This window comes from Roseovarius atlanticus (genome assembly GCF_001441615.1).
Lineage (GTDB): Bacteria > Pseudomonadota > Alphaproteobacteria > Rhodobacterales > Rhodobacteraceae > Roseovarius > Roseovarius atlanticus.
Map to the genome: position 1 here is coordinate 156918 of NZ_LAXJ01000003.1, position 20544 is coordinate 177461.

23 protein-coding genes and 1 riboswitch are annotated in these 20544 nt (G+C 66.0%); of the genes, 11 read left to right on the forward strand and 12 right to left on the reverse strand.

What is annotated here, in order from left to right; translation table 11 throughout:
* The first annotated feature begins 1 nt into the window (after position 1).
* Positions 2-715, forward strand: coding sequence for an AzlC family ABC transporter permease (locus tag XM53_RS04205; RefSeq protein ID WP_057790612.1), 714 nt, complete (start codon positions 2-4; stop codon positions 713-715).
* A complete protein-coding gene (locus XM53_RS04210; protein WP_201455381.1) occupies positions 715-1038 on the forward strand; it encodes an AzlD domain-containing protein in 324 nt (107 codons plus the stop codon). Before XM53_RS04205 ends, XM53_RS04210 begins: the two co-directional genes overlap by 1 nt.
* Before the next feature lie 98 nt (positions 1039-1136).
* On the opposite strand, the gene XM53_RS04215 is transcribed toward XM53_RS04210, so the two are convergent.
* The 4 genes from XM53_RS04215 to XM53_RS04230 all read right to left on the reverse strand — a co-directional run bounded on the left by XM53_RS04215 (position 1137) and on the right by XM53_RS04230 (position 4577).
* On the reverse strand, positions 1137-1274 hold the full coding sequence (locus XM53_RS04215; protein WP_057790616.1) for an aa3-type cytochrome c oxidase subunit IV: 138 nt from the start codon (positions 1272-1274) through the stop codon (positions 1137-1139).
* Positions 1275-1358: 84 nt separating this feature from the next.
* Positions 1359-1814, reverse strand: a complete 456-nt coding sequence (locus tag XM53_RS04220) for a hypothetical protein (protein WP_057790618.1) — start codon at positions 1812-1814, stop codon at positions 1359-1361.
* A gap of 7 nt (positions 1815-1821) precedes the next feature.
* The gene (locus XM53_RS04225) at positions 1822-2862 is read right to left on the reverse strand and encodes an MBL fold metallo-hydrolase (protein ID WP_057790620.1); all 1041 of its coding nucleotides are present in this window, start codon (positions 2860-2862) and stop codon (positions 1822-1824) included.
* Positions 2862-4577, reverse strand: a complete 1716-nt coding sequence (locus XM53_RS04230) for an acyl-CoA dehydrogenase (RefSeq protein WP_057790622.1) — start codon at positions 4575-4577, stop codon at positions 2862-2864. The genes XM53_RS04225 and XM53_RS04230 overlap by 1 nt, the downstream gene beginning before the upstream one ends.
* 133 nt (positions 4578-4710) lie before the next feature.
* Here XM53_RS04230 and XM53_RS04235 point away from each other — a divergent pair, with 133 nt between their 5' ends.
* Positions 4711-5667 (forward strand): L-threonylcarbamoyladenylate synthase, encoded by a 957-nt coding sequence (locus XM53_RS04235; RefSeq protein WP_057790624.1) that lies wholly within the window; start codon positions 4711-4713, stop codon positions 5665-5667.
* 13 nt (positions 5668-5680) lie between these two features.
* Here the strand turns inward: XM53_RS04235 and XM53_RS04240 are convergent, their stop codons facing one another.
* A complete protein-coding gene (locus XM53_RS04240; protein ID WP_408006047.1) occupies positions 5681-6208 on the reverse strand; it encodes an invasion associated locus B family protein in 528 nt (175 codons plus the stop codon).
* A gap of 204 nt (positions 6209-6412) precedes the next feature.
* On the opposite strand from XM53_RS04240, the gene XM53_RS04245 reads away from it, so the two are divergent.
* Together XM53_RS04245 and XM53_RS04250 are read left to right on the forward strand one after the other, a co-directional pair.
* Complete coding sequence (locus XM53_RS04245; protein ID WP_201455382.1) at positions 6413-7411, forward strand: asparaginase; 999 nt, start codon at positions 6413-6415, stop codon at positions 7409-7411.
* Positions 7412-7683: 272 nt separating this feature from the next.
* Positions 7684-7917 carry an EF-hand domain-containing protein gene (locus tag XM53_RS04250; RefSeq protein WP_057790626.1) on the forward strand — a complete coding sequence of 78 codons (234 nt, stop codon included), beginning with the start codon at positions 7684-7686 and terminating at the stop codon, positions 7915-7917.
* A gap of 206 nt (positions 7918-8123) precedes the next feature.
* Here XM53_RS04250 and XM53_RS04255 read toward each other — a convergent pair whose 3' ends face one another.
* The 7 genes from XM53_RS04255 to serB form a co-directional block, all read right to left on the reverse strand.
* Entirely contained in the window at positions 8124-8819 is a 696-nt protein-coding gene (locus tag XM53_RS04255) for a thiamine ABC transporter ATP-binding protein (RefSeq protein WP_057790629.1), read from the reverse strand.
* The gene (locus XM53_RS04260) at positions 8806-10362 is read right to left on the reverse strand and encodes a thiamine/thiamine pyrophosphate ABC transporter permease ThiP (protein WP_057790632.1); all 1557 of its coding nucleotides are present in this window, start codon (positions 10360-10362) and stop codon (positions 8806-8808) included. Before XM53_RS04260 ends, XM53_RS04255 begins: the two co-directional genes overlap by 14 nt.
* Positions 10338-11330: a thiamine ABC transporter substrate binding subunit gene (gene thiB, locus XM53_RS04265; RefSeq protein WP_057790633.1), complete on the reverse strand. Its 993-nt coding sequence runs from the start codon at positions 11328-11330 to the stop codon at positions 10338-10340. The genes XM53_RS04260 and thiB overlap by 25 nt, the downstream gene beginning before the upstream one ends.
* Before the next feature lie 32 nt (positions 11331-11362).
* A riboswitch (TPP riboswitch) is annotated at positions 11363-11474 on the reverse strand.
* A 234-nt stretch (positions 11475-11708) separates the two neighbouring features.
* Positions 11709-12023 carry a YciI family protein gene (locus XM53_RS04270; protein ID WP_057790636.1) on the reverse strand — a complete coding sequence of 105 codons (315 nt, stop codon included), beginning with the start codon at positions 12021-12023 and terminating at the stop codon, positions 11709-11711.
* A gap of 21 nt (positions 12024-12044) precedes the next feature.
* Positions 12045-12488, reverse strand: a complete 444-nt coding sequence (locus XM53_RS04275) for an SRPBCC family protein (protein ID WP_057790638.1) — start codon at positions 12486-12488, stop codon at positions 12045-12047.
* Positions 12489-12491: 3 nt separating this feature from the next.
* On the reverse strand, positions 12492-12815 hold the full coding sequence (locus XM53_RS04280; protein ID WP_057790640.1) for an ArsR/SmtB family transcription factor: 324 nt from the start codon (positions 12813-12815) through the stop codon (positions 12492-12494).
* Positions 12816-12887: 72 nt separating this feature from the next.
* The gene (gene serB / locus XM53_RS04285; RefSeq protein WP_057790641.1) at positions 12888-13760 is read right to left on the reverse strand and encodes a phosphoserine phosphatase SerB; all 873 of its coding nucleotides are present in this window, start codon (positions 13758-13760) and stop codon (positions 12888-12890) included.
* 527 nt (positions 13761-14287) lie between these two features.
* Between serB and XM53_RS04290 the strand changes: the two genes are divergently transcribed.
* From XM53_RS04290 to XM53_RS04315, 6 genes are all read left to right on the forward strand, one after another.
* Positions 14288-15466, forward strand: a complete 1179-nt coding sequence (locus XM53_RS04290) for a phosphoserine transaminase (protein ID WP_057790643.1) — start codon at positions 14288-14290, stop codon at positions 15464-15466.
* The gene (locus XM53_RS04295) at positions 15466-15948 is read left to right on the forward strand and encodes a hypothetical protein (RefSeq protein WP_057790645.1); all 483 of its coding nucleotides are present in this window, start codon (positions 15466-15468) and stop codon (positions 15946-15948) included. The genes XM53_RS04290 and XM53_RS04295 overlap by 1 nt, the downstream gene beginning before the upstream one ends.
* 98 nt (positions 15949-16046) lie before the next feature.
* Positions 16047-17639 (forward strand): phosphoglycerate dehydrogenase, encoded by a 1593-nt coding sequence (gene serA, locus XM53_RS04300; protein WP_057790647.1) that lies wholly within the window; start codon positions 16047-16049, stop codon positions 17637-17639.
* 285 nt (positions 17640-17924) lie between these two features.
* Positions 17925-18536 carry a dimethylsulfonioproprionate lyase family protein gene (locus XM53_RS04305; RefSeq protein ID WP_057790648.1) on the forward strand — a complete coding sequence of 204 codons (612 nt, stop codon included), beginning with the start codon at positions 17925-17927 and terminating at the stop codon, positions 18534-18536.
* A 41-nt stretch (positions 18537-18577) separates the two neighbouring features.
* A complete protein-coding gene (locus XM53_RS04310) occupies positions 18578-19276 on the forward strand; it encodes a metallophosphoesterase family protein (protein ID WP_057790650.1) in 699 nt (232 codons plus the stop codon).
* Positions 19277-19345: 69 nt separating this feature from the next.
* Positions 19346-20521, forward strand: coding sequence for an acetyl-CoA C-acyltransferase family protein (locus XM53_RS04315; RefSeq protein ID WP_057790652.1), 1176 nt, complete (start codon positions 19346-19348; stop codon positions 20519-20521).
* Positions 20522-20544: the final 23 nt, after the last annotated feature.

Genomic DNA, 20544 nt, shown 5'->3' on the forward strand with positions numbered 1-20544 from the left:
GATGACAACGGAAACCGACAAGTCGATTTTCTTCAAAGGGGTACGCGATGCGGCCCCCTTTATTTTGGTGGTGTCGCCCTTTGCCACGCTCTTTGGCGTGGTGGCGACCGAGGCCGGACTGAACGTGCTGGAGGCGCTGACTTTTTCCTTTGCGGTCATCGCGGGGGCGGCGCAGTTCACGGCGCTGGCGCTGATGGTGGACAATGCGCCGGTGATCCTGGTGCTGGCCTCGGCGCTGGCGGTGAACCTGCGGATGGCGATGTATTCCGCCGCGTTGACGCCCTATCTGGGGGGTGCGCCGCTGTGGCACCGGGCGCTGGCGGCGTATTTCATCGTCGATCAAAGCTATGCGTTGTCGCACATTCGGTTCGAGCAGAACCGGGACTGGGCGTTGCGTCAGAAGCTGGTCTATTTCTGGGGGACGGTCGTGCCGGTCTGCCCGTTCTGGTACCTGTTCACGGTCGTTGGTGCCGTTCTGGGCACGTCGATCCCCGAGTGGATGGCATTGGATTTCGCGGTGCCGATCACGTTCATCGCGCTGATCATGCCGATGTTGCGCACGCGGGCACATCTGGCGGCGGCGGTGGTCTCGGTGGTGGGGGCGCTGGTATTCGCCTTTCTGCCCTATAACCTGGGCCTGTTCGTGGCGGGGATTGCCGCGATGATGACGGGCGCCGAGGTCGAGCGGCGGACGCAGCCCGAGGGGGGCGTGTGATGGACAGCGCAACCGTCTGGACCGTGATCATTCTGCTGGGATTGGGCAGTTATGCTCTGCGGTTTTTCTTTATCGGGATCGTCGGAGACAGGCCGCTGCCGCCGTGGCTGCTGCGGCACCTGCGCTACACGGCTGTCGCGATCCTGCCCGGGCTGGTGGCGCCGCTGGTGTTGTGGCCTGCGGCCACGGAGGGAGAGATGGATCCTGCGCGCCTGACAGCGGCGGCGGTCACGGTCGTCGTGGGGGGATGGACCCGCAACATCATCGCGGCCATCCTGTCGGGCGGTGCCGCGCTTTACCTGATGTTGTACCTGGTTGGATAAGGCGGCTCGCGCGCATCGAATGATGGACTTGGCCAAGAAAACACCCCGTCAGACCGCTGGCGGGGTGTCTATGTCTTCCGATTTCTTAAACGCGCGGCCTAGATGTTGATCATCGCCAGCAGAATAAGAAAGATGATGGAGCCGGCCGCGACATAGGTCGACACCTTGATGAAGCCCTCGAAGGTTTTCTCCTGAACCTTGATGTCCATTTCGCCGTGCTTGTGTTCGTTGGCCATGATCCCGATCCTCGTGTGCGGTTGTCACTGTTCGCGACTGGATAACGGATTTCAAAGCGGCTGTCACGGCCCGGAACGTCGCAGTCAGGCAGACGTTTCGAGGTCCTGCGCCAGGCGGAAGCCGATGCGCACCGGCTCGGATGTCTCGGGCGGTTTGGGCAGAGCGCGGAGCATCACGCCAAGCTGGCTGACATGCTGGATCAGCTGGGTCTTGGCGCCCGACGGATCGGAGCCGTAGAAGGTGACGATGTCGGGATCGAAATAGCCCATGCCCTCGATGCGCAGGGTGCCGGGGCCACCGCCGGCGAAGCCCATGGCGACCTCGTGCTCGTTGTCCAATGTCTTCTCGAAGTTCTGGATGTAGAGAATCAGTCGTTCGTAGGCCCACTGCGCGGCACTCTTTTTCGCCACGGCCTGTTTGGTTGCCAGTTTCTCGGGCACCTCGGTGCAGCGCGTGTCGGGATCGGCGTGCACTTCGTGGCAGCGGGCGAAGACCGCCTGTTCGACATGTTCGGCGGTGGTCTCGATCTTGTCGTCCATTGCGGGTCTAGTCCTTTGCCTGCCAGAGCCAGGCACCATCTTCGTTCAGGGTGCGCGTGATGCGGCCAGCCTGATGCAGGTGGTTGAGATGTGCAACCGCCTCGACCAGGGCGAGGCCGTAAGTGCCGCCGTCGATCCTGCGCTTGAAGAGCGGGGGGAAGCAGCCTCCGGCGGTGCGCGGCACGGCAAGGTGTTTTTCCAGCCTGTTCAGAGCGCCGTGGTGATTGTCGGCCAGCTGGCGCATCCGGGTGGGCAGGCCGGTGAAGGGCAGCTTGTGACCCGAGAGGACCAGTTGATCGGGACGGGCGAGAGCCGAGAGCCGCGCGCAGCTTTCCAGCCATTCGCCGATGGGGTCGGCGTCGGGCTCGGTCGGGTAGACGCCGATGTTGGGACTGATGGACGAGATGATCTGGTCGCCTGCAATGACCAGCGCGTCGTCGCGGGACCAGAGCGTCAGGTGTTCGGGCGCGTGGCCGTGGCCGACGTGGATGTCCCAGGTGCGCTGCCCGGCGGTGAGCGTGCCGCCCTGTTGCAGGCGGGTATAACCCACCGGTATGGGCGCGCAGCTGTCGGCGAAATTGAAGGGGCGGTCGTTCTTGCGGGCCTCGTAGATTTCGGGGTCCATGCCGGCGCGGCGCCAGAATTCGAGCGCCTGCGGGGTAGGGCGGTCCTCGATGTCGAGGATCAGCATCCGGGCCATCAGGTAGGCGGTGCGGGTCATCAGGAGGTCCGCGCCGAAGCGGTCCATCAGCCAGCCGGCCATGCCGATATGGTCGGGGTGGTGGTGGGTGAGGATGACGCGGGAGACGGGCTTGCCTTGCAAAGGGCCAGCCAAAATTTCCTCCCACAGCACGATGGAACGCTTGATCCGCACACCGGTATCCACGATGGTCCAGCTGTCGCCCTCGTCCAGCGCGTAGATGTTGACGTGATCCAGCGCCATGGGCAGGGGCAGGCGGATCCACAGTATACCGGGCGCGACCTCGACCGCCGCGCCGTGATCTGGTGCGGTGTCCCAAGGGGTGGTGATCTTGCTTCCGTCCGCCATCAGGCCGCGAAGTCTTCGGGGGCCAAGGCGTAAAGGTCGTCGGCCCCGGCGGTGGCGTGGGCGATATGCGCCTGCGCCTCGGGCAGGATGCGGGTGATGTAGAACCGCGCAAGGCGCGCGCGCGAGCCATCGGTGTCGTGCATCGCGGCCAGAAGGTGCGCGTGGCCCCCGAGGACGCGCGCGAAGGCCCGCAGGAACGGGACGGCCCCGGCAAAGCGATTGTTCATGTCGTTCTGGGCGACCATCCACTCTGTCGCCTCGCGCAAGGACTCGGTGGCTTGCCAGACCGGTTCGGCCAGTTCGGGGTGCTCGGCGCGGGCGGCTTCGGCGGTGCTTTCGATCTCGTCTAGGAGGGCATAGGCGGCCTCGCCCCCGTCCATCAGCTTGCGGCCCACGAGATCCATCGCCTGGATGCCGTTGGTGCCTTCGTAGATCGCCGTGACACGCACATCGCGCAGATATTGCGCGGCGCCGGTTTCCTCGATGAAGCCCATGCCGCCGTGCAGTTGGATGCCCATGTTGGCGACGGAAATGCCGGTATATGTGCCGAAGGCCTTGGCGATGGGCGTCAGGAACGCGGCGCGCGCGGCCCAGTCGGGCGCGGCGGTGGCGGTTTCCATGTCGATGGCGGCGGCACAGGTCAGCGCGATGGCGCGGGCGGCGAAGGTCTCGGCCTTCATGGTGGCCAGCATCCGGCGCACGTTGGCGTGGTCGATGATGGTGCCGGTGCCGTTCTGGATCGTGCTGCGGCCCTGCTTGCGGTCCTTCGCATAGGCCAGCGCGTGCTGGTAGGCGCCGTCGGCCACGCCCACCCCTTGGGTGCCCACACCCAGCCGGGCGTTGTTCATCATGGTGAACATGGCGCGCATCCCGTCATGTTCCTCGCCCACCAGCCAGCCGGTGGCGCCGTCATATTGCATCACCGCCGTAGGGCTGCCATGCAGACCCATTTTGTGTTCGAGGCTGACGACCTTGAGATCGTTGGCGCGGCCCGGCTCGCCGGTCTCGTCCGGGATGAACTTGGGGACGAGGAACAGGCTGATCCCCTTGGTGCCGGGTTTGGCGTCGGGCAGGCGCGCGAGGACAAGGTGGCAGACATTGGGGGTGAAGTCGTTGTCGCCCCAGCTGATATAGATCTTCTGGCCGGTGATGGCGTAGGTGCCATCGTCGTTGGACACGGCCTTGGTGGAAAGCGCGCCGACGTCGCTGCCCGCCTGCGCTTCGGTCAGGTTCATGGTGCCGGTCCACTCGCCGCTGACCAGCTTGGGCAGGTAGATCGCCTTGAGGTCGTCGCTGGCGTGGTGCTCCAGCGCCTCGATCTGGCCTTGCGTCATCAGGGGGCTGAGTTGGAGCGATAGGCAGGCGGCGGACATCATGTCGTTCACGGCGGTGGTCACGGTCATGGGCAGGCCCATGCCGCCATGTTCGGGATCTGCTGCGATGGCGACCCAGCCGCCCTCGGCAATGGCCTTGTACCCCTCGGCAAAGCCGGGGCTGGTGCGGACGACGCCGTTTTCAAGTTTCGCGGGATGCAGGTCGCCGGGGCGTTGCAGTGGGGCGAGCACCTCTTCGCACAGTTTGCCGGCCTCGGTCAGGATGGCGGAGGTGACATCGGGTGTCGCCTCGGCGAAGCGGTCGGTGGCGGTAACACGATCAAGGCCGACCACGTGATCGAACAGGAACTGGAAATCCTCGACAGGGGCGCGGTAGGGCATCGGTTTCTCCCGAATGGCGATGGGCGGCGCGGCTTGGAATCCGGCACGCGCATCTGTAACTGTGACTTGGGCTTGGCATCAACACTATTGCACCCGCCCGACACGGCAACAGAAACGCGGCGTCAGACCGGCCATGACACTCGACACACGACACCTGACCGCCGATGCGGAAGGATACGCGCAGGCCTCAAGGGTCTGGCGCGCGGGCGGGCTTGTCGCCTTTCCGACCGAGACGGTTTACGGGCTGGGCGCGGATGCGCGGAACGATATGGCCGTCGCACGGATCTTCGAGGCCAAGGGACGGCCCCGGTTCAACCCGCTGATCGTGCATGTGCCGGATACAGAGGCCGCCAAGGCGTTGGTGGAGTGGTCGGACGCGGCAGAGATCCTGGCCTCGGCCTTCTGGCCTGGGGCGCTGACGCTGGTCTTGCCGATCAAGGATGACGCGGGCCTGTCCCCGTTGGTGACGGCGGAGTTGCCCACGCTGGCGGTGCGGGTGCCGGCGCATCCGGTGGCGCAGAGCCTGGTGCGGGTATTCGGCGGGCCGGTGGCGGCGCCCTCGGCCAACCCGTCGGGCCGGATCAGCCCGACGGAGGCCGCGCATGTGGCGGCGGGCCTTTCGGGCCGGATCGAGGCCATTGTGGATGGCGGGGCCTGTGACGTGGGGCTGGAATCGACGATCCTTGGCCTGGACGGCGCGCCGGTGCTGCTGCGGCCCGGGGGCATTCCGGCGGAGGCGATCGAGGCCGCGCTGGGCACATCGCTGGCGCGGCACGTCGAGGGCGGCACGCTGACCGCGCCGGGGCAGATGACGTCGCATTACGCGCCCGGGGCGGCGGTGCGCCTGAACGCGACGGAGGTGGGCGCGGACGAGGTGTTGCTGGGATTCGGGCCGATGGAAAGCGATCTGAACCTGTCGCCCAGCGGCGACCTGGTGGAAGCGGCTGCAAATCTTTTCGGGTATCTGCATCGGCTGGACGCCGCGAATGTGGGCGGAATCGCCGTGGCACCGATCCCGGACAGCGGACTGGGCCGGGCGATAAACGACCGCTTGCGCCGCGCGGCAGCCCCGCGTGACGTCATCGTCTAGCTTACAGGCAGGCTTACTTGCAGCGGTTCTCGGCTTCTTCCAGGGCGGCGGTGTAGCCCAAAAGAGAGAACGTGTCCTTGGTGATCGTCCCGCGCGAGGACCGTGCCGTCAGAACGGCATCCGCGCCGCGCTTCATCGCCGCGATGATCTTGGCGTCGTCGGCCGCGCTGGCCGGCCAGGCCCATTCGCCCTCGGTGAACATCTCGAACTCGGACCCGCCGATATTGATATTCACGGTCGAGCCGCCCGCGAACGGGTAGCCGCCGGTAAAGGTGATCTGGCCCTGCACGCCCGCGCCGGGGCGGAAGAACGTCATCAGCAGGATGTCGCCACGGCGGACGGCGACAACGCGCCCATCCTTGGTGTTCACTGTTTCGGTGGGCGAGCTGACGGCCCAGCACTCTTTCGGGTCGGCGTCTTCAAACACGCTCCACGCGGTTTTCGCGGCGACCTGGTTGGTGCTTTCTTCCTGTGCGGTTGCGCCCGACGCGACCATGGCCAGAAGGGCCCCGGCGATGCCGAATGCTTTGATTGATCCCATTTGTCCAGCCTCCAAGCTGTCCGTTTGCCTCAATTGTCCCTGGCGGCACCCATTCCCTAGCGGAATTTTCTGCACGTGCAGCCATTTCATTCTCGACATTGCAATATTAGCCTGAAACACGCGAGACATGAAAGGTGCAATTGGCGAATTTTTGCCGCAGGAATGATGCGCCGAGACGACCTGCCTGACGACCGGAGGCCCCAAGTGACAAATGCCGTTCCCCTAACCGAAATCTGGCGTGGCGACATCGTGGAAAGCCTGCATCTGGGCCATGCCGTGATCTGCAACGGTCAGGGCGAGGTGATCGAGGGCTGGGGCGATGCGGATGCGGTGACTTATCCGCGCAGTTCGGCCAAGATGATCCAGGCGATGCCGCTGGTGGACAGTGGTGCGGCCGACGCGTTCGGGCTGGGCCCGCGGCAGCTGGCATTGGCCTGTGCGTCGCACCAGGGGGCGGCGGTGCATACGGAGGCGGTGAACGACTGGATTCACGGGCTGGGGCTGAGCGATGACGATTTTCGCTGTGGGCCGCAGATGCCGCAGGACCGGGCGGCGTTCAACCACCTGATCAAGACCGATGGATCGCCCTGCCAGGTGCACAACAATTGTTCCGGCAAGCACGCCGGGTTCATGACCCTGTCGAAGCATCTGAATGGCGGGCCGGAGTATGTGGACCCGGATCACCCGGTGCAGCGCGCCTGTTTCGAGGCGTTCGAGGAATTGACCGGAGAGCGAAGCCCCGGCTTTGCCCCCGATGGCTGCAACGCGCCGAACTCGATCACCACGATGCGGGGCATCGGCCGGGCGATGGGCTGGTTCGCCAATGCCACGACGGGCGGCGGCGTGCGGCAGGATGCGGCGGTGCGGCTGCGCGAGGCGATGATCGCCAATCCGCTGCTGGTCGCGGGCGAGAAACGCGCCTGTACCGAACTGATGAAGGCCTGTCACGAGCCTGTGGCGCTGAAGACCGGGGCCGAGGGCTTTTTCGTGGCGATTGCGCCGACGAAGAAGCTGGGGATCGCGTTGAAGGCCGCCGATGGCAGCACGCGGGCCGCGAATTGCACCATAGCCGCCCTGCTGGTGCGTATTGGCGTGTTGGACCCGCAACATCCGGCGACGCTGAAGTTCATGAACGCGCCGATCCTGAACCGGCGCAAGGTGCGGACCGGCATCGTCAAGCCGGTCGATGGGTTGCTGCCCTGAGTCGTTCAAGATCCCGGTGATGCGGTCGGGCCCGGGCTGACGGGTTTTTGCCGAAAGCCCGGTGCGTGATGCGCTGCTTTCCGCGCCGCGGCGATGGCCTGCTCATTGGCGGCAGGACGGCGCTGAGTCGACCACGCCGTTTGGGCCTCTTTCCGCGGGAAGTCCCCGTCTCTCTGCGGCCCCTCTTCCGGGCCGCTTGGGACATGGTCATGTTGAGGGTCCGCGGGCAGCAACGCCCCGGACAACCTGAACCCAGAAAAGGGAACACCAAGATGACCAAGACACTTTCCGCAGCAACCTTCGCGCTTGCCCTGACCGTTCCGGCCATGGCGCTGGCACTGGATGCCGATACCGATGGCGACGGCATGGTCACGATGGAAGAATTCCAGGCCGCGATGCCCGACGCGCCTGCCGGCACATTCGAGCAACTGGATTCGGATACCGACGGGCTGTTGAGCGCCGAGGAGATCACCGCAGGGCAGGAGGCCGGCATCCTGCCCGCGTAAGCCGCCCTGCGGTCCATGGGGGCGTGCGGTTTTCCCCATCCTTTCCGCGCGCCCCCGCCTGATACCGGAGCGTTTTCCACAGATGCTTCGGGCGCGGCACGTGCCGTAGACGGGCACCATTCCCCAGATGATTTCATCGGTGCCCCTCCTTTGCTTCGAGACCGAAAACGGCTTGCCCGTGCCGCTTTTTTCCATGATGTGAACAGCTACGACCCGAGATAATCGCGCAGGACGGGCGGCGGGTTGTCCAGCAGCTCGCCGGTCGGGCGTGGTGCGTGGGCGGTGCCGTCGGCGACGAGGATCGCCTGTTTCGTGATGCGGCGGGCGTCCTCTGGCGCGTGCGAGATCATCAAGAGGGTCGCGCCGGTCTCGGACGCGATCTGCGCCACGAGGTCGAGCATTTCCATCCGCAGGGCAGGCCCGAGCGCGGCGAAGGGTTCGTCAAGCAATAACAGGGGCTTGTCTTGCAGCATGACGCGCGCCAGCGCGGCGCGGCTGCGCTGACCGCCGGAGAGTTCGCCGGGTTTGCGGGTGTCCATGCCGGTGAGCCCCACGCGGTTCAGCGCGGCCCTGACGCGGGCCTTGTCGTCGGGAGACAGGCGCAGGTTGGGCGACAGGCCGAGCCCGACATTCTGAGCCAGCGTCAGGTGGGGAAAGAGGTTGTCTTCTTGGAACAGCATGGCGACGGGGCGGGCGCCCGGGGGCTGGTCGGTGATGTCGGTATCCTGCCACGCGATGCGGCCTTGCGCGGTTGGCAGGAAGCCGGCAATGCCCTCGATCAGCGTGGACTTGCCCGCGCCGGAAGGGCCGATCACCGCGACGGTCGCGCCTGTGGGTACGATCAGGTCGGCAGAAAGGGTGAAGGTGCCGTTGCGGATGGTCGCAGCCTCAAGTTTCAGCATGGCGGTGCCCCCCACGATCGAGCAGCCAGAAGACCCCGAAGGACAGGATCAGAAGCAGGAAGGACGCGGCCGCCGCGGCCTCCATCTGGTATGAGCCCATCAGGCGGTAGACCTGAAGCGGCAGGGTGGCCACGTTGGGGTCGGCAAAGAGCGTGATGACGCCCAGATCGCCCATCGAAAGCGCGGCGGCGAGGCCGGCGGCGAACCCGATCTGCGGGCGCAGGCGCGGCAAGAGGACATGGCGCAGGAAGGGCAGCCCGGCCATGCCCAGCGACAGGCCGAGGCGGCCTTGGCGCGCCACGATATCGCGGGCCCGGGGGACCAGGATGCGCAGGGCGAAGGGCAGTACGGTGATGGCGTTGACTAGCGCCGTGACGGGCAGGGCGAAGGCCTGAGGATTGGCGTAGGGCCGGATCGCGATGAAAAGCCCGGTGCCGATCACCAGCGGCGACGCGGCGAGGCCCAGAAGGCCCGCGATTTCCACCATACGGCCCCGTTCGGTTGCGATGGCGGCGGCCATGGGCAGGGCCATGCACAGGAGCAGGACCGTGCTGAGCGCCGCGACGCCGAGCGAGGTTACTGCTGCAGTCCAGACCTGCCCCGGCATGTCGGCGAAGCCGGGCAGGCCGGACAGCGCGATGGCCATGAGCGGCACCAGCAGGAAGACTGCCGCGACACCTATGAACAGCGCGTCAATGCACCGTGCGGTGGTCGTTTTTCCGTCGAACCGTCGCAATCCGCGGTCGAGGCCCGAGCCGAAGCCTTCGCCGCGCGCCAGCCAGAGGGCGATGCCACCGGCGAATACCGTCAGGCCTAGCTGCACGGCGGAGAGAAGCGCGGCCCGTCCAAGATCGAAGTCAAACCTGAACGCCTGGTAAATGGCGAGTTCTATCGTGGTCGCACGCGGCCCGCCGCCGAGGGTGAGCGCGACGGCAAAGCTGGTGAGGCAGATGGCGAAAATAACGGTGAAAGCGCCGGGGATCAGGCGCAAAAGCATGGGCAGTTCGATCACCCGGAACATCGACCAGCCGTCGATGCCAAGAAGCGTGGCAAGGCGGAAACGTTCGGCGGGAATTTCCTGCCAGCCTTGCAGGACAAGGCGGGTGGCCAGCGGCAGGTTGAAGAACACATGCGCAAGGACCACGCCGTGCAGACCGTAGATTTGCACCGGCGGCAGGCCGAGCGTGCCCAGGGCCGCGCTGACCCAGCCGCCACGGCCAAAGACCTCGATCAGGCCCAGCACGGCGACGATCACCGGCAGGATGAACGGCGCGCCCAGAAGGGCGATCAGCAGGCTGCGGCCCCGGAACCGGCGGCGCGCCAGGGCGCGGGCGACGGGGATGGCCAAAAGCACGGAAAACAGGGCCGAGAGGGTGGCCTGTACCAGCGTGAAGCGCAGGGCGGCCCAGTCGGCGGCGTTGAAGCCGCGCCCGGTTTCGGCGCGCAGAGCGACAGCCAGAAGCGCCCCGAAGATGAGCGCCGCCACGAGCGCGGCGGCGCTCCATCCCGGTCTGGCGCTTAGCGGCTGAGCGCGTTCAGCCATTCATCGAGCGCGGCATCGCGTTTGGCGGCGGCCTCTTCGGCGCTGAGCAGCAGGGATTTTTCCGGTTGCACGAGTGTCTCGAAACCGTCTGGCAGGCCGTCATCGAGTTCTACGGCGGGATACATCCAGTTGGTGGTTGGGATAACCGACTGGAAATCTTGGGTCAGCATGAACGCGAGGAACTGGTCGGCCAGCTCGGGCTGGTCGGTCGAGGCCAGTTTGCCGGCCACTTCGACCTGCATGTAATGGCCTTCGTCGAACGCGGCGGCGGTCTTGGTGGCGTCCTCTTCGGCGATCAGGTGGTAGGCGGGCGATGTGGTGTAGGAGAGCACCATGTCGGCCTCGCCTTCGAGGAAGAGACCGTAGGCTTCGGTCCAGCCCTTGGTGACGGTGACGATGTTGTCCGACAGCCCTTCCCAGATCGCCGGGGCGTCGTCGCCATAGGCGGTCTTGACCCACATCAGCAGGCCGAGGCCGGGGGTCGAGGAACGGGGGTCCTGGATAACGATGGAGGTGTCGCTGTCGGCCAGGGCCTTGAAATTGCTGGGCGCGTCCATGTCCTTGTCGTGCACGAATGCGAAATAGCCCCAGTCGTAGGGCAGGAAGACAGGGTCGTCCCAGGTGATGGGCAGGTCGAGGTCGGGGGTCATGCCATGCTGGGCGAAGAGGCCGGTCTCCTTGGCCGCCGCAACGAGGTTGGTGTCGAGGCCGAGGACGATGTCGGCGTCGGTGTTTTCGCCTTCGAGACGAACGCGGGCGAGGAGGGCCGCGCCGTCCTCGACGCCGACGAGATTGAGGTCGCAGGTGCAGGTGGCCTCGAACGCCTGTTCGATCTGCGGCCCGGGGCCCCATTCGGCGACGAAGCTGTCATAGGTGTAGACGGTCAGTTCGGGCGTCTGGTCTGAGTCCTGGGCCATCGCAGATGTGGCGGCGGTCAGACATCCCGCAGTGAAAACAAGGTGTTTCATGGCATCCTCCCTTTCGGCGGGGGAGCGGCGCGATGCGGGTGCATGACCTTCCCTCCGCCGGTGTCAGCCGGTTCAGGTTCAACGGGTTTGCGACGTGCATCTCAGTCGCCGGGCCGGGCCCGGACGACACCCCGAGGTTTCAGACAGAACGTAGGGGCAAGCCGGGGGCGGGACAAGGCGAATTGGCGAATCGGAGGGTTAATGTGGCCGGAAGGCCCGAGACGACGTCGGTATCGCGTCGGTATTCGGGTGGCAGGGCGTCGGTGCGGTTGGCGCGGGTGCCTGGTTAACGCGTCGTGCGGTGGTGCGGTTGGTCAAGAGGAGATCGGCGGCTGGCGAAAGGGCAAGAGGTCCCGGGTCGGGCCCGGGACGCGTGGCTTACATTTCGATGATGGGGGCAACCTCGACGCTGCCTTTGCCGCCGTCGAGGATCGGGCAGGCTTTCGCCATCTCGCACGCCTCAGCGACATCCGCGGCTTCGACGATGCTGTAACCCGAGAGCGGGTTGGCCCCGCCATTGTCAGCGATGCCTTCTGCGCTGACTGTTTTCGACAAACCGACGGGGTTGCCCTCGTCCAGGCATTTCGGTCCGAGGTCGGCCAGCCAGTCCTGCCACTGCTGCATGACCTTGCGGCCTTCGGCCTCGGTCTCGGGTTTGCCGCCGCCGTGATAGGCGAGGATGTACTTGGGCATGTGTCGGTCTCCTTTCAGGGGTCAGTTGGGATGGGTTTGCAGGTGGCGGGCGAGGCGGACCATAGGGCCGCTGGTCCAGCCGGTTTCGTGCCGCGCGGCGCGGTCGTCGTCGGGCAGGGCGCGGTGGTCGATGGTCAGCCTTGCGCCGCCCGCGGCGGGTGTGACGGTGAAGGTGACATGGCTTTCGGGGGCGCGCATCCCCTCGGGCAGGTGCCACGTCCAGGTGAAGCCGACACTGTGCGGCGGGTCGACATGGGTGACGCGACCCGACATGCGGTAGCGGTTGCCGTCGGCATCCCGCATTTCGGAATGCCATGGGCCTTCGCGGGTGAAATCGAGGGCGGTGTCGGGCAGGGTCATGCCGTCATGGCCCCACCATTCCAGCACCTCGGCGCGCTGCGTGATGGCGCTGAAGAGGCGCTCGGGTGTCACGGGAAAGTCGCGGGTGATGCGGACCTCGCCCATAGGTCAGTCCTCGTCCTGAAGGGCGAGGTGGGTGGCGAGGCGATCCATCGACGCCTGCCAGAAGGCGCGGTGATCGAGTGTCCAGTCGGAGATGGATTTCAGCGCCTCGGGGCGGACGGAATAGAGGCGGCTGGTGCCCTGGGTGCGCTGTTCGACGAGGCCCGCCTGGCGCAGCACCTTGAGGTGGCGGGACATGGCCGGGGCGCTGATATCGGACTGTTTGACGAGGCGGCCCGCGGGCAGTTCGCCCTCGGCCATCAGGCGCTCGACCACGGCAAGGCGGGTCGGGTCGGAGAGGGCGGCGAAGGTGTCGGTCAGGTTGGTCATGACGTTTAATTAACGGATTCGTTAATTAACGTAAAGATTAAATTGAAGGGGGCGCGTGGGCTTTCGCCCACCCTACAGGATCTGGAAATCGGTGCGGTCGTAGCCTTGCAGGTAAAGCAGCGCGGTGAGGTCGCCGTGGTTGATGCGGAGGTCGCATTGGGCGGCGACCGAGGGCTTGGCGTGAAGCGCGACGCCGCTGCCGGCGCGGGCGAGCATCCCCAGGTCGTTGGCCCCGTCGCCCACGGCAATCACGTCAATCTCCGAGATGTTGAGCCGGGTGGTGATGTCGGCGAGCGCCTGTACCTTTGCCTCGCGCCCGAGGATGGGGCGGGTGACGTCGCCGGTGAGCTTGCCATCTTCGGCAAGCAGCGTGTTGGCGCGGTTTTCGTCGAAGCCGAGCAGGGTGGCGATATGCGAGGTGAAGGCGGTGAAGCCGCCCGAGACGAGGGCGGTGTAGGCGTCGTGGGCCTTCATCGTGGCCAGAAGCGTGGCGCCGCCGGGCATGAGGGTGATGCGGGTGTCGAGCACCTTGGCGATGACGTCTTCGGGAAGGCCCTTGAGCAGCGCGACGCGTTCCAGGAGCGCGCCTTCGAAGTCGAGCTCGCCGTTCATGGCGCGGGCGGTGATGTCTTTCACATGGGCACCGACGCCGGCCTCTTCGGCCAGCTCGTCTATGCACTCTTGGCGGATCATGGTGCTGTCCATGTCCGCGAGAAGCATCCGTTTGCGGCGGTTCTCGGACGGCTGGACGACAAGGTCGGTGCGCAGGGTTTGCAGGTTCTCCCACACCTCCCACTGGTTGTCGGGGAGCGCGGCCATGTCGAACTCCGCCGCCTCGTCGGGCGAAAGCCAGCGGGCGTCGAACCCGCCCCACGCGTTTCGCAGGTTCTCGACCAGGGCGGGGTCGAGTTGGCCCGGGGGCGCGATGAGGGTGGTGGTGAACATGGGCCGTCTCCGCTGTGGGCTTGGGATGCGGCATAGCGCAGGTTGGGATGGGGTTCTAGGTGAGGGGTGAGATTGGCCGCGCGGAATCAAGGCCGCAGGCCGCCGCGCGATCGCCCGCTGACCGAAAGGCGATTGCTCGCAATCGCTGAAAGGGGGACCGCCCGTCACGCCGGAGGCGTGCCGACCATAGACGGCGCACCTTTGGTGCGACGGGCTGGCGATTGGGTGACGTCGGCGCGTCGTTCGAAAGTTCTGCGGAAGTGGCCGAAATAAACTGTGTCGAACCGATGTCGGTTCGACTTCCCGCAGTCTGGCAATCGCGCGGCTTGGGATGGATCACGTGGGTTATCACCCACCCTACGCTTGCCGAAACGAAGTTTCCGATGATAGCCGTCGGGGTCGCTTTCAGCGCGCAAACCGCCGCGCCTGGGCTGTTTTCCCTCTTGCGGGACTCGGTCGGCGGGCGTAATCCCGTAGGTGGGACACCCCTCCCCAACGAGGGGCGCTTATCTGGAAGGATAGCAGCAATGGCTATTGAGACACCCGGCACGCGGCCGGACACTAAACCTGTCGCCGTTCCGGCGAACCCGCGTTTTTCCTCCGGCCCCTGTGCCAAACCCCCCGTTTTCGACCTGAGCAAACTTGCCGACGCGCCCCTGGGCCGGTCGCATCGCGCCGCCGTGGGCAAGGCCAAGCTGAAGGCCGCGATTGACGGCACGCGCGAGATCCTGGACATTCCCGACGATTACAAGGTGGGCATCGTGCCCGCGTCCGATACCGGCGCGGTCGAGATGGCGATGTGGAGCCTTCTGGGCGAACGCAAGGTCGAGATGCTGGCCTGGGAAAGCTTTGGCGCGGGCTGGGTCACGGATGCGGTGAAACAGCTGAAGCTCGACGCCGAGGTCAAGACCGCCGAGTATGGCGAGATTGTCGATCTGAGTGCCGTGGATACGGACAATGATGTGGTGTTCACCTGGAACGGCACGACCAGCGGCGTGCGGGTGCCGGACGGCGACTGGATCAAGGCGGACCGTCAGGGCCTGACGATCTGCGACGCGACCTCGGCCGCGTTCGCGCAGGACCTGCCGTGGGACAAGCTGGATGTGGTGACGTTCAGCTGGCAGAAGGTGCTGGGCGGCGAGGCGGCGCACGGGATGCTGGTGCTGAGCCCCCGCGCGGTGGAACGGCTGGAAAGCTATACGCCGCCCTGGCCCATGCCGAAGATTTTCCGCCTGACGAAAGGCGGCAAGCTGATCGACGGGATTTTCGAGGGGGCGACGATCAACACGCCGTCGATGCTGGCGGTCGAGGATTACCTGCTGGCGCTGGACTGGGCGCGCTCGGTGGGCGGCCTGCAGGGCCTGATGGCCCGGGCCGATGCCAACACCAAGGCGGTGGCGGATTTCGTCGGCACGCATGAGTGGGTCGAATTCCTGGCGCAGGACCCGGCGACGGCGTCGAACACGAGCGTCTGCCTGAAGTTCTCCGACGACCGGATCAGCGACGGGGCGGCGTTTGCCAAGGCCGTGGCCAAGCGGCTGGAGGCCGAGGGCGTGGCCTATGACGTGGGCGCCTATCGCGACGCGCCGCCGGGCCTGCGGATCTGGTGCGGCGGCACGGTGGAGACCGCCGATGTGACCGCGTTGATGCCGTGGATCGAATGGGCGTTCAACGCCGAGATCGCGGCGCTGACGGAAGCGGTCTGATGAGCTTTGCCGATCCGCTGGTGCGCCGGATGGTCGATTTCGTGGAAAGCATCGGTATCGAGGTGCGGGCGGTGGACCTGCCCGAGCCGACATTCCTTCCCGGGCTGGACATCCGCGATGGCGCGCTGTGCATCGACGCGGCGCGGCTGGCCTATCCGGGCGATATCCTGCACGAGGCGGGCCATATCGCCGTGGCCGATGCCGAACGGCGGCGCCAGCCCTCGCTGAAGCCGACGCAGGCAGAGGAAATGGCCGCGATGGCATGGTCCTATGCCGCCGTGCGGCACCTGGAACTGCCGGAGGAAACCGTGTTTCACGGTGACGGCTACCAAGGCGGGGCGGGCAACCTGTTGGACGCGTTTCGCGACGGTGGCGGGCCCGGTGTGCCGGTCTTGGGGTGGCTGGAGCTGACCACCGACCCCCATGCGCCGCACGCGGAGGGTAAACGCTGTTTCCCGCATATGGACCGCTGGGTCCGGTAGCGGGCGACCCTGATTTCGCGCCGGCCCGCTGAGGGGCCCGCGCTTTTGACATTTCAAACGACGCGGTGGCAGGGCCACCGCAAGACACGGAGCTTCTCATGCCCAAGGTACTCGTATCCGACAAACTTTCCGAAACCGCCGTGCAGATCTTCCGCGACCGGGGGATCGAGGTGGATTTCAGGCCCGAACTGGGCAAGGACAAGGACAAGCTGGCCGAGGTGATCGGCGAGTATGACGGGCTGGCGATCCGCTCGGCCACCAAGGTGACGCCGACCATTTTGGAGGCGGCGAAGAACCTCAAGGTGATCGGGCGCGCCGGGATCGGCACCGACAACGTGGACAAGGCGGCGGCATCCAAGAAAGGCGTGATCGTGATGAACACGCCCTTCGGCAACATGGTGACGACCGCCGAACATGCCATCGCGATGATGTTCGCCGTGGCACGCCAGATCCCCGAGGCGAGCGCCAGCACCCATGCCGGCAAGTGGGAAAAATCGAAATTCATGGGCGTCGAGTTGACCAACAAGACGCTTGGGATCATCGGCATCGGCAATATCGGCGGCGTCGTGGCCGACCGGGCGCGGGGGCTGAAGATGAAGGTGATCGCCTATGACCCCACGCTGAGCGAAGAGAAGATCGCGCAGAAGGGGGCCGAGAAGGTGGATCTGGATACGCTGCTGGCGCGGTCGGATTTCATCACGCTGCACACGCCGCTGATCGATGCCACCCGCAACATCCTGAGCAGGGAGAACCTTGGCAAGACCAAGAAGGGCGTGCGGATCGTCAACTGTGCCCGCGGCGGGCTGGTGGACGAGGCGGCGCTGGCGGAACTGCTGCAATCGGGGCATGTGGCCGGGGCGGCGCTGGACGTGTTCGCCGAGGAACCGGCGACGGAGAACCCGCTTTTCGGTCTGCCCAACGTGGTCTGCACGCCGCATCTGGGGGCGGCGACCAGCGAGGCGCAGGAGAACGTGGCGTTGCAGGTGGCCGAGCAGATGTCGGATTATCTGCTGACCGGGGCTGTGACCAACGCGCTGAACATGCCGTCGGTGACGGCGGAAGAGGCCAAGGTGATGGGGCCGTGGATCAAGCTGGCCGATCACCTGGGCAATTTCATCGGCCAGATGACGGACGAGCCGATCAAGGCGATCAACCTGCTGTATGACGGTGTCGTCAGCCAGATGAACCTGGAGGCGCTGACCAGCGCGTCCGTGGCGGGGATCATGAAGGCGGTGAACCCGGAAGTGAACATGGTGTCCGCGCCGCTGATTGCCAAGGAACGGGGGATCAAGATCTCGACCACCAAGCAGGACAAGTCGGGCGCGTTCGAGGGGTATATCAAGCTGACCGTGGTGACGGCGGAGCGTGAGCGGTCCATCGGTGGCACGGTGTTCAGCGACGGCAAGCCGCGCTTCATCCAGATCAAGGGGATCAATATCGACGCCGAGATCGGGCAGCACATGCTGTATACCACGAACCGCGACGAGCCGGGGATCATCGGCGCGCTGGGCCAGACCATGGGCGGCAATGGCGTGAACATCGCGAACTTTACCCTTGGCCGGTCGAAGGCGGGGGCGGAGGCGATTGCGCTCTTGTACGTCGACGCGCCGGTGCCGGAGGACGTGATCGCCAAGCTGCATCAGACGGGGCTGTTTCAGCAGATCCGGGCGTTGGAGTTCGATGTGGGGTGAGTGCGAGGCCGCCGCGTGATTGCCAGACCGTGGGGTGGCGACCTGACGGTTGTTCAGGGCACTTTATGGTTGCCGTTTCCGCGAAGCTTTCGACAGAGGCGCTTACTTTTGCCAATCGCCAGCCCACGGTCTGGCGATCGCGCGGCGGCCTGCGGCCTTGATTCCGCGCGGTTCTGCACGCCTTGAGGGTCCTCCTGCAAAAAACGACCATTTCCGGGTCGCTGTGGCGAAAGCCGTGGCGGCCCGTTTGCGTTAGGCGAGGTGCATTCGACCGAGGAGGTTTCGATGCACGATCCGTTCCAGCTTTTCCTGTCCGAGATGGCCGCCGTATTCCGCGCCGAGGGCCGGGCCTGCGCCACCGAGACCGCCGAGGCGCTGCTGTCGGCGACCGAGGTTGCGCCGCTGACGAACGACTCGCCTGGCGATACGGATGCGATTTGCGGCCTGCTGGCGGGATCGACCCTGGCGGTGGCCCGGGCGGCCTTGGCGGCGCATGACATGCTGCCCTGGGGCCACAACCCGGTGTCGAGCCAGATGAAGCCCGAGGACGAGGCGCTGTTTTCGGTCGTGGACCTGATGGGGCCGGAGGCGCCGCTGTATTGCCCGACCCTGCGGGCGGGGCTGTATTACCAGCGGCCGAACACGCGCTATGGGCTGCATTCCCATGCCGCGGCCGAGACCTACGTGATCATCGCGGGCCGGGCGCTGTGGACTGCGGGCGACGCGCAGCGCGAGATGGTTGCGGGGCATTCGGTGCATCATTCGACCTACTTGCCCCATGCCTGCCAGACCGGCGATGAGGGCGTGGTGGCCCTGTGGCGCTGGTCGGGGGATATCGGCATCGAGAGCTACCGCTTGCATCACGGGGCCGAGGCGTTCGGGGCCTTCGCCGCCTGAGACGGGTTTGCAGTTGGGTCGTGGCGCATTAGGTCAGGGGTATGACCGAAGCGCTATACGTGATTCCCGATATCCATGGTTACCGAACCGAGCTTGACCGCGTGTTGGCCCGTGTGGCGCAGAACGGGGGCGCGGACGCGCGGATCGTGTTCCTGGGCGATTATTCGGACAGGGGGCCGGACAGCCGGGGCGTGTTGCAAACGCTGATCGACGGGATCGCGGCGGGACGCAACTGGACCGCTCTGCGCGGCAATCATGACCAGATGTTTCTGGATGCGCTGGAAGGCCGGATGGAGCCCGAGCGATTCCAGTGGTGGATGCAGGGCAACCTGGGTGGGCGGGAGACGCTGGCCTCTTACGGCGTGTACAAGCCAACTTATGAAGGCGACTGGCGCGAGAAAGTGCCGGGGCTGCATCGGCAATTCCTGAGTACCCTGCCCTACACGTTCGAGACGGATGACCTGTTTCTGTGCCACGCCGGAATTTCGCCCGGAACACCGTTGGAGCGTCAGGTGCCCGAGGACCTGATGTGGATTCGCGAGCCGTTTCTTTATGACGACCGCGACCATGGCAAGCTGGTGGTGCATGGCCACACGCCGGTGGATGCGCCCGAGCACCACGGCAACCGCGTGGCGCTGGATTGCGGCACGGGCTGGGGCCGGCCCTTGCAACTGGCGGTGTTCGAAGGGCGGGAGGCGTGGACCCTGACCGAGGACGGCCCGGTGCCGCTGCTGCCGTGACGGCACGTCGGGGTTGCGGGAAAAGCGCCGGAAGGCGATGATCGGTCGGACTGACGCAGGGAGGCTTTCATGACGGATATCGTACTTCTGGATGGCGCGCGCACGGCCATCGGCACGTTTGGCGGATCGCTGGCGGGCACGCCGCCGGGGCAGCTGGGGGCGACCGTGACCAAGGCGGCGCTGGAGCGGGCGGGCGTGGAGCCGGGGCAGGTGGGGCATGTGGTCTTTGGCCATGTCATCAACACCGAGCCACGCGACATGTACCTGAGCCGCGTCGCCGCGATGGAGGCCGGTATCCCCGAGACCACGCCGGCGATGAACGTGAACCGGCTGTGCGGATCGGGGGCGCAGGCGGTGGTGTCGGTGGTGCAATCGCTGAGCTTGGGCGATGCGGAGTTCGGCGTGGCGGGCGGGGCCGAGAACATGAGCCGCTCGCCCTTCATCGTGCCGGAGCAGCGCTGGGGCGCCAAGATGGGCGATGTGCGCACGCTGGACATGATGCTGGGGGCGCTGAACTGTCCGTTCGGCACGGGGCATATGGGGGTGACGGCCGAGAACGTCGCCGCCGAGCATGACGTCAGCCGGAAGGATCAGGATGCTTTTGCGCTGGAGAGCCAGGCGCGGGCGGCGAAGGCCATCGAGGACGGCCGCTTTGCCAGTCAGATCGTGCCGGTGGAGGTGCGGGTGAAGCGTGACACGGTGGCGTTTGACACCGACGAGCATCCCAAGCCGACGACCGCCGAAGGGCTGGCCGGGCTGCGCGCGGCATTCCAGAAAGACGGGACGGTAACGGCTGGCAACGCGAGCGGCATCAATGACGGTGCCGCGGCGCTGGTCTTTGCGCGCGCGGAGGCGGCCGAGAAGGCGGGGCTGAAACCCAAGGCGCGTGTGCTTGGGTATGCCCATGCCGGCGTGCGCCCCGAGGTGATGGGGATCGGGCCGGTGCCGGCGGTGGAGAGCCTGCTGGAGAAGACCGGGCTGAGCGCGGGCGATTTCGACGTTGTGGAATCGAACGAGGCCTTCGCGGCACAGGCGATTGCGGTGAACCGTGGGTTGGGGTTTGATCCCGACAAGGTAAACCCGAATGGCGGTGCGATCGCGCTGGGGCATCCGGTGGGCGCGACGGGAGCGATCCTGGTGGTGAAGGCGCTGTACGAACTGGAGCGGACCCGAGGGGCAAAAGCGCTGATCACCATGTGCATCGGCGGCGGGCAGGGGATTGCCTTGGCCATCGAGCGGATGTGATATCGGCGGCGAAAAATTGCAAT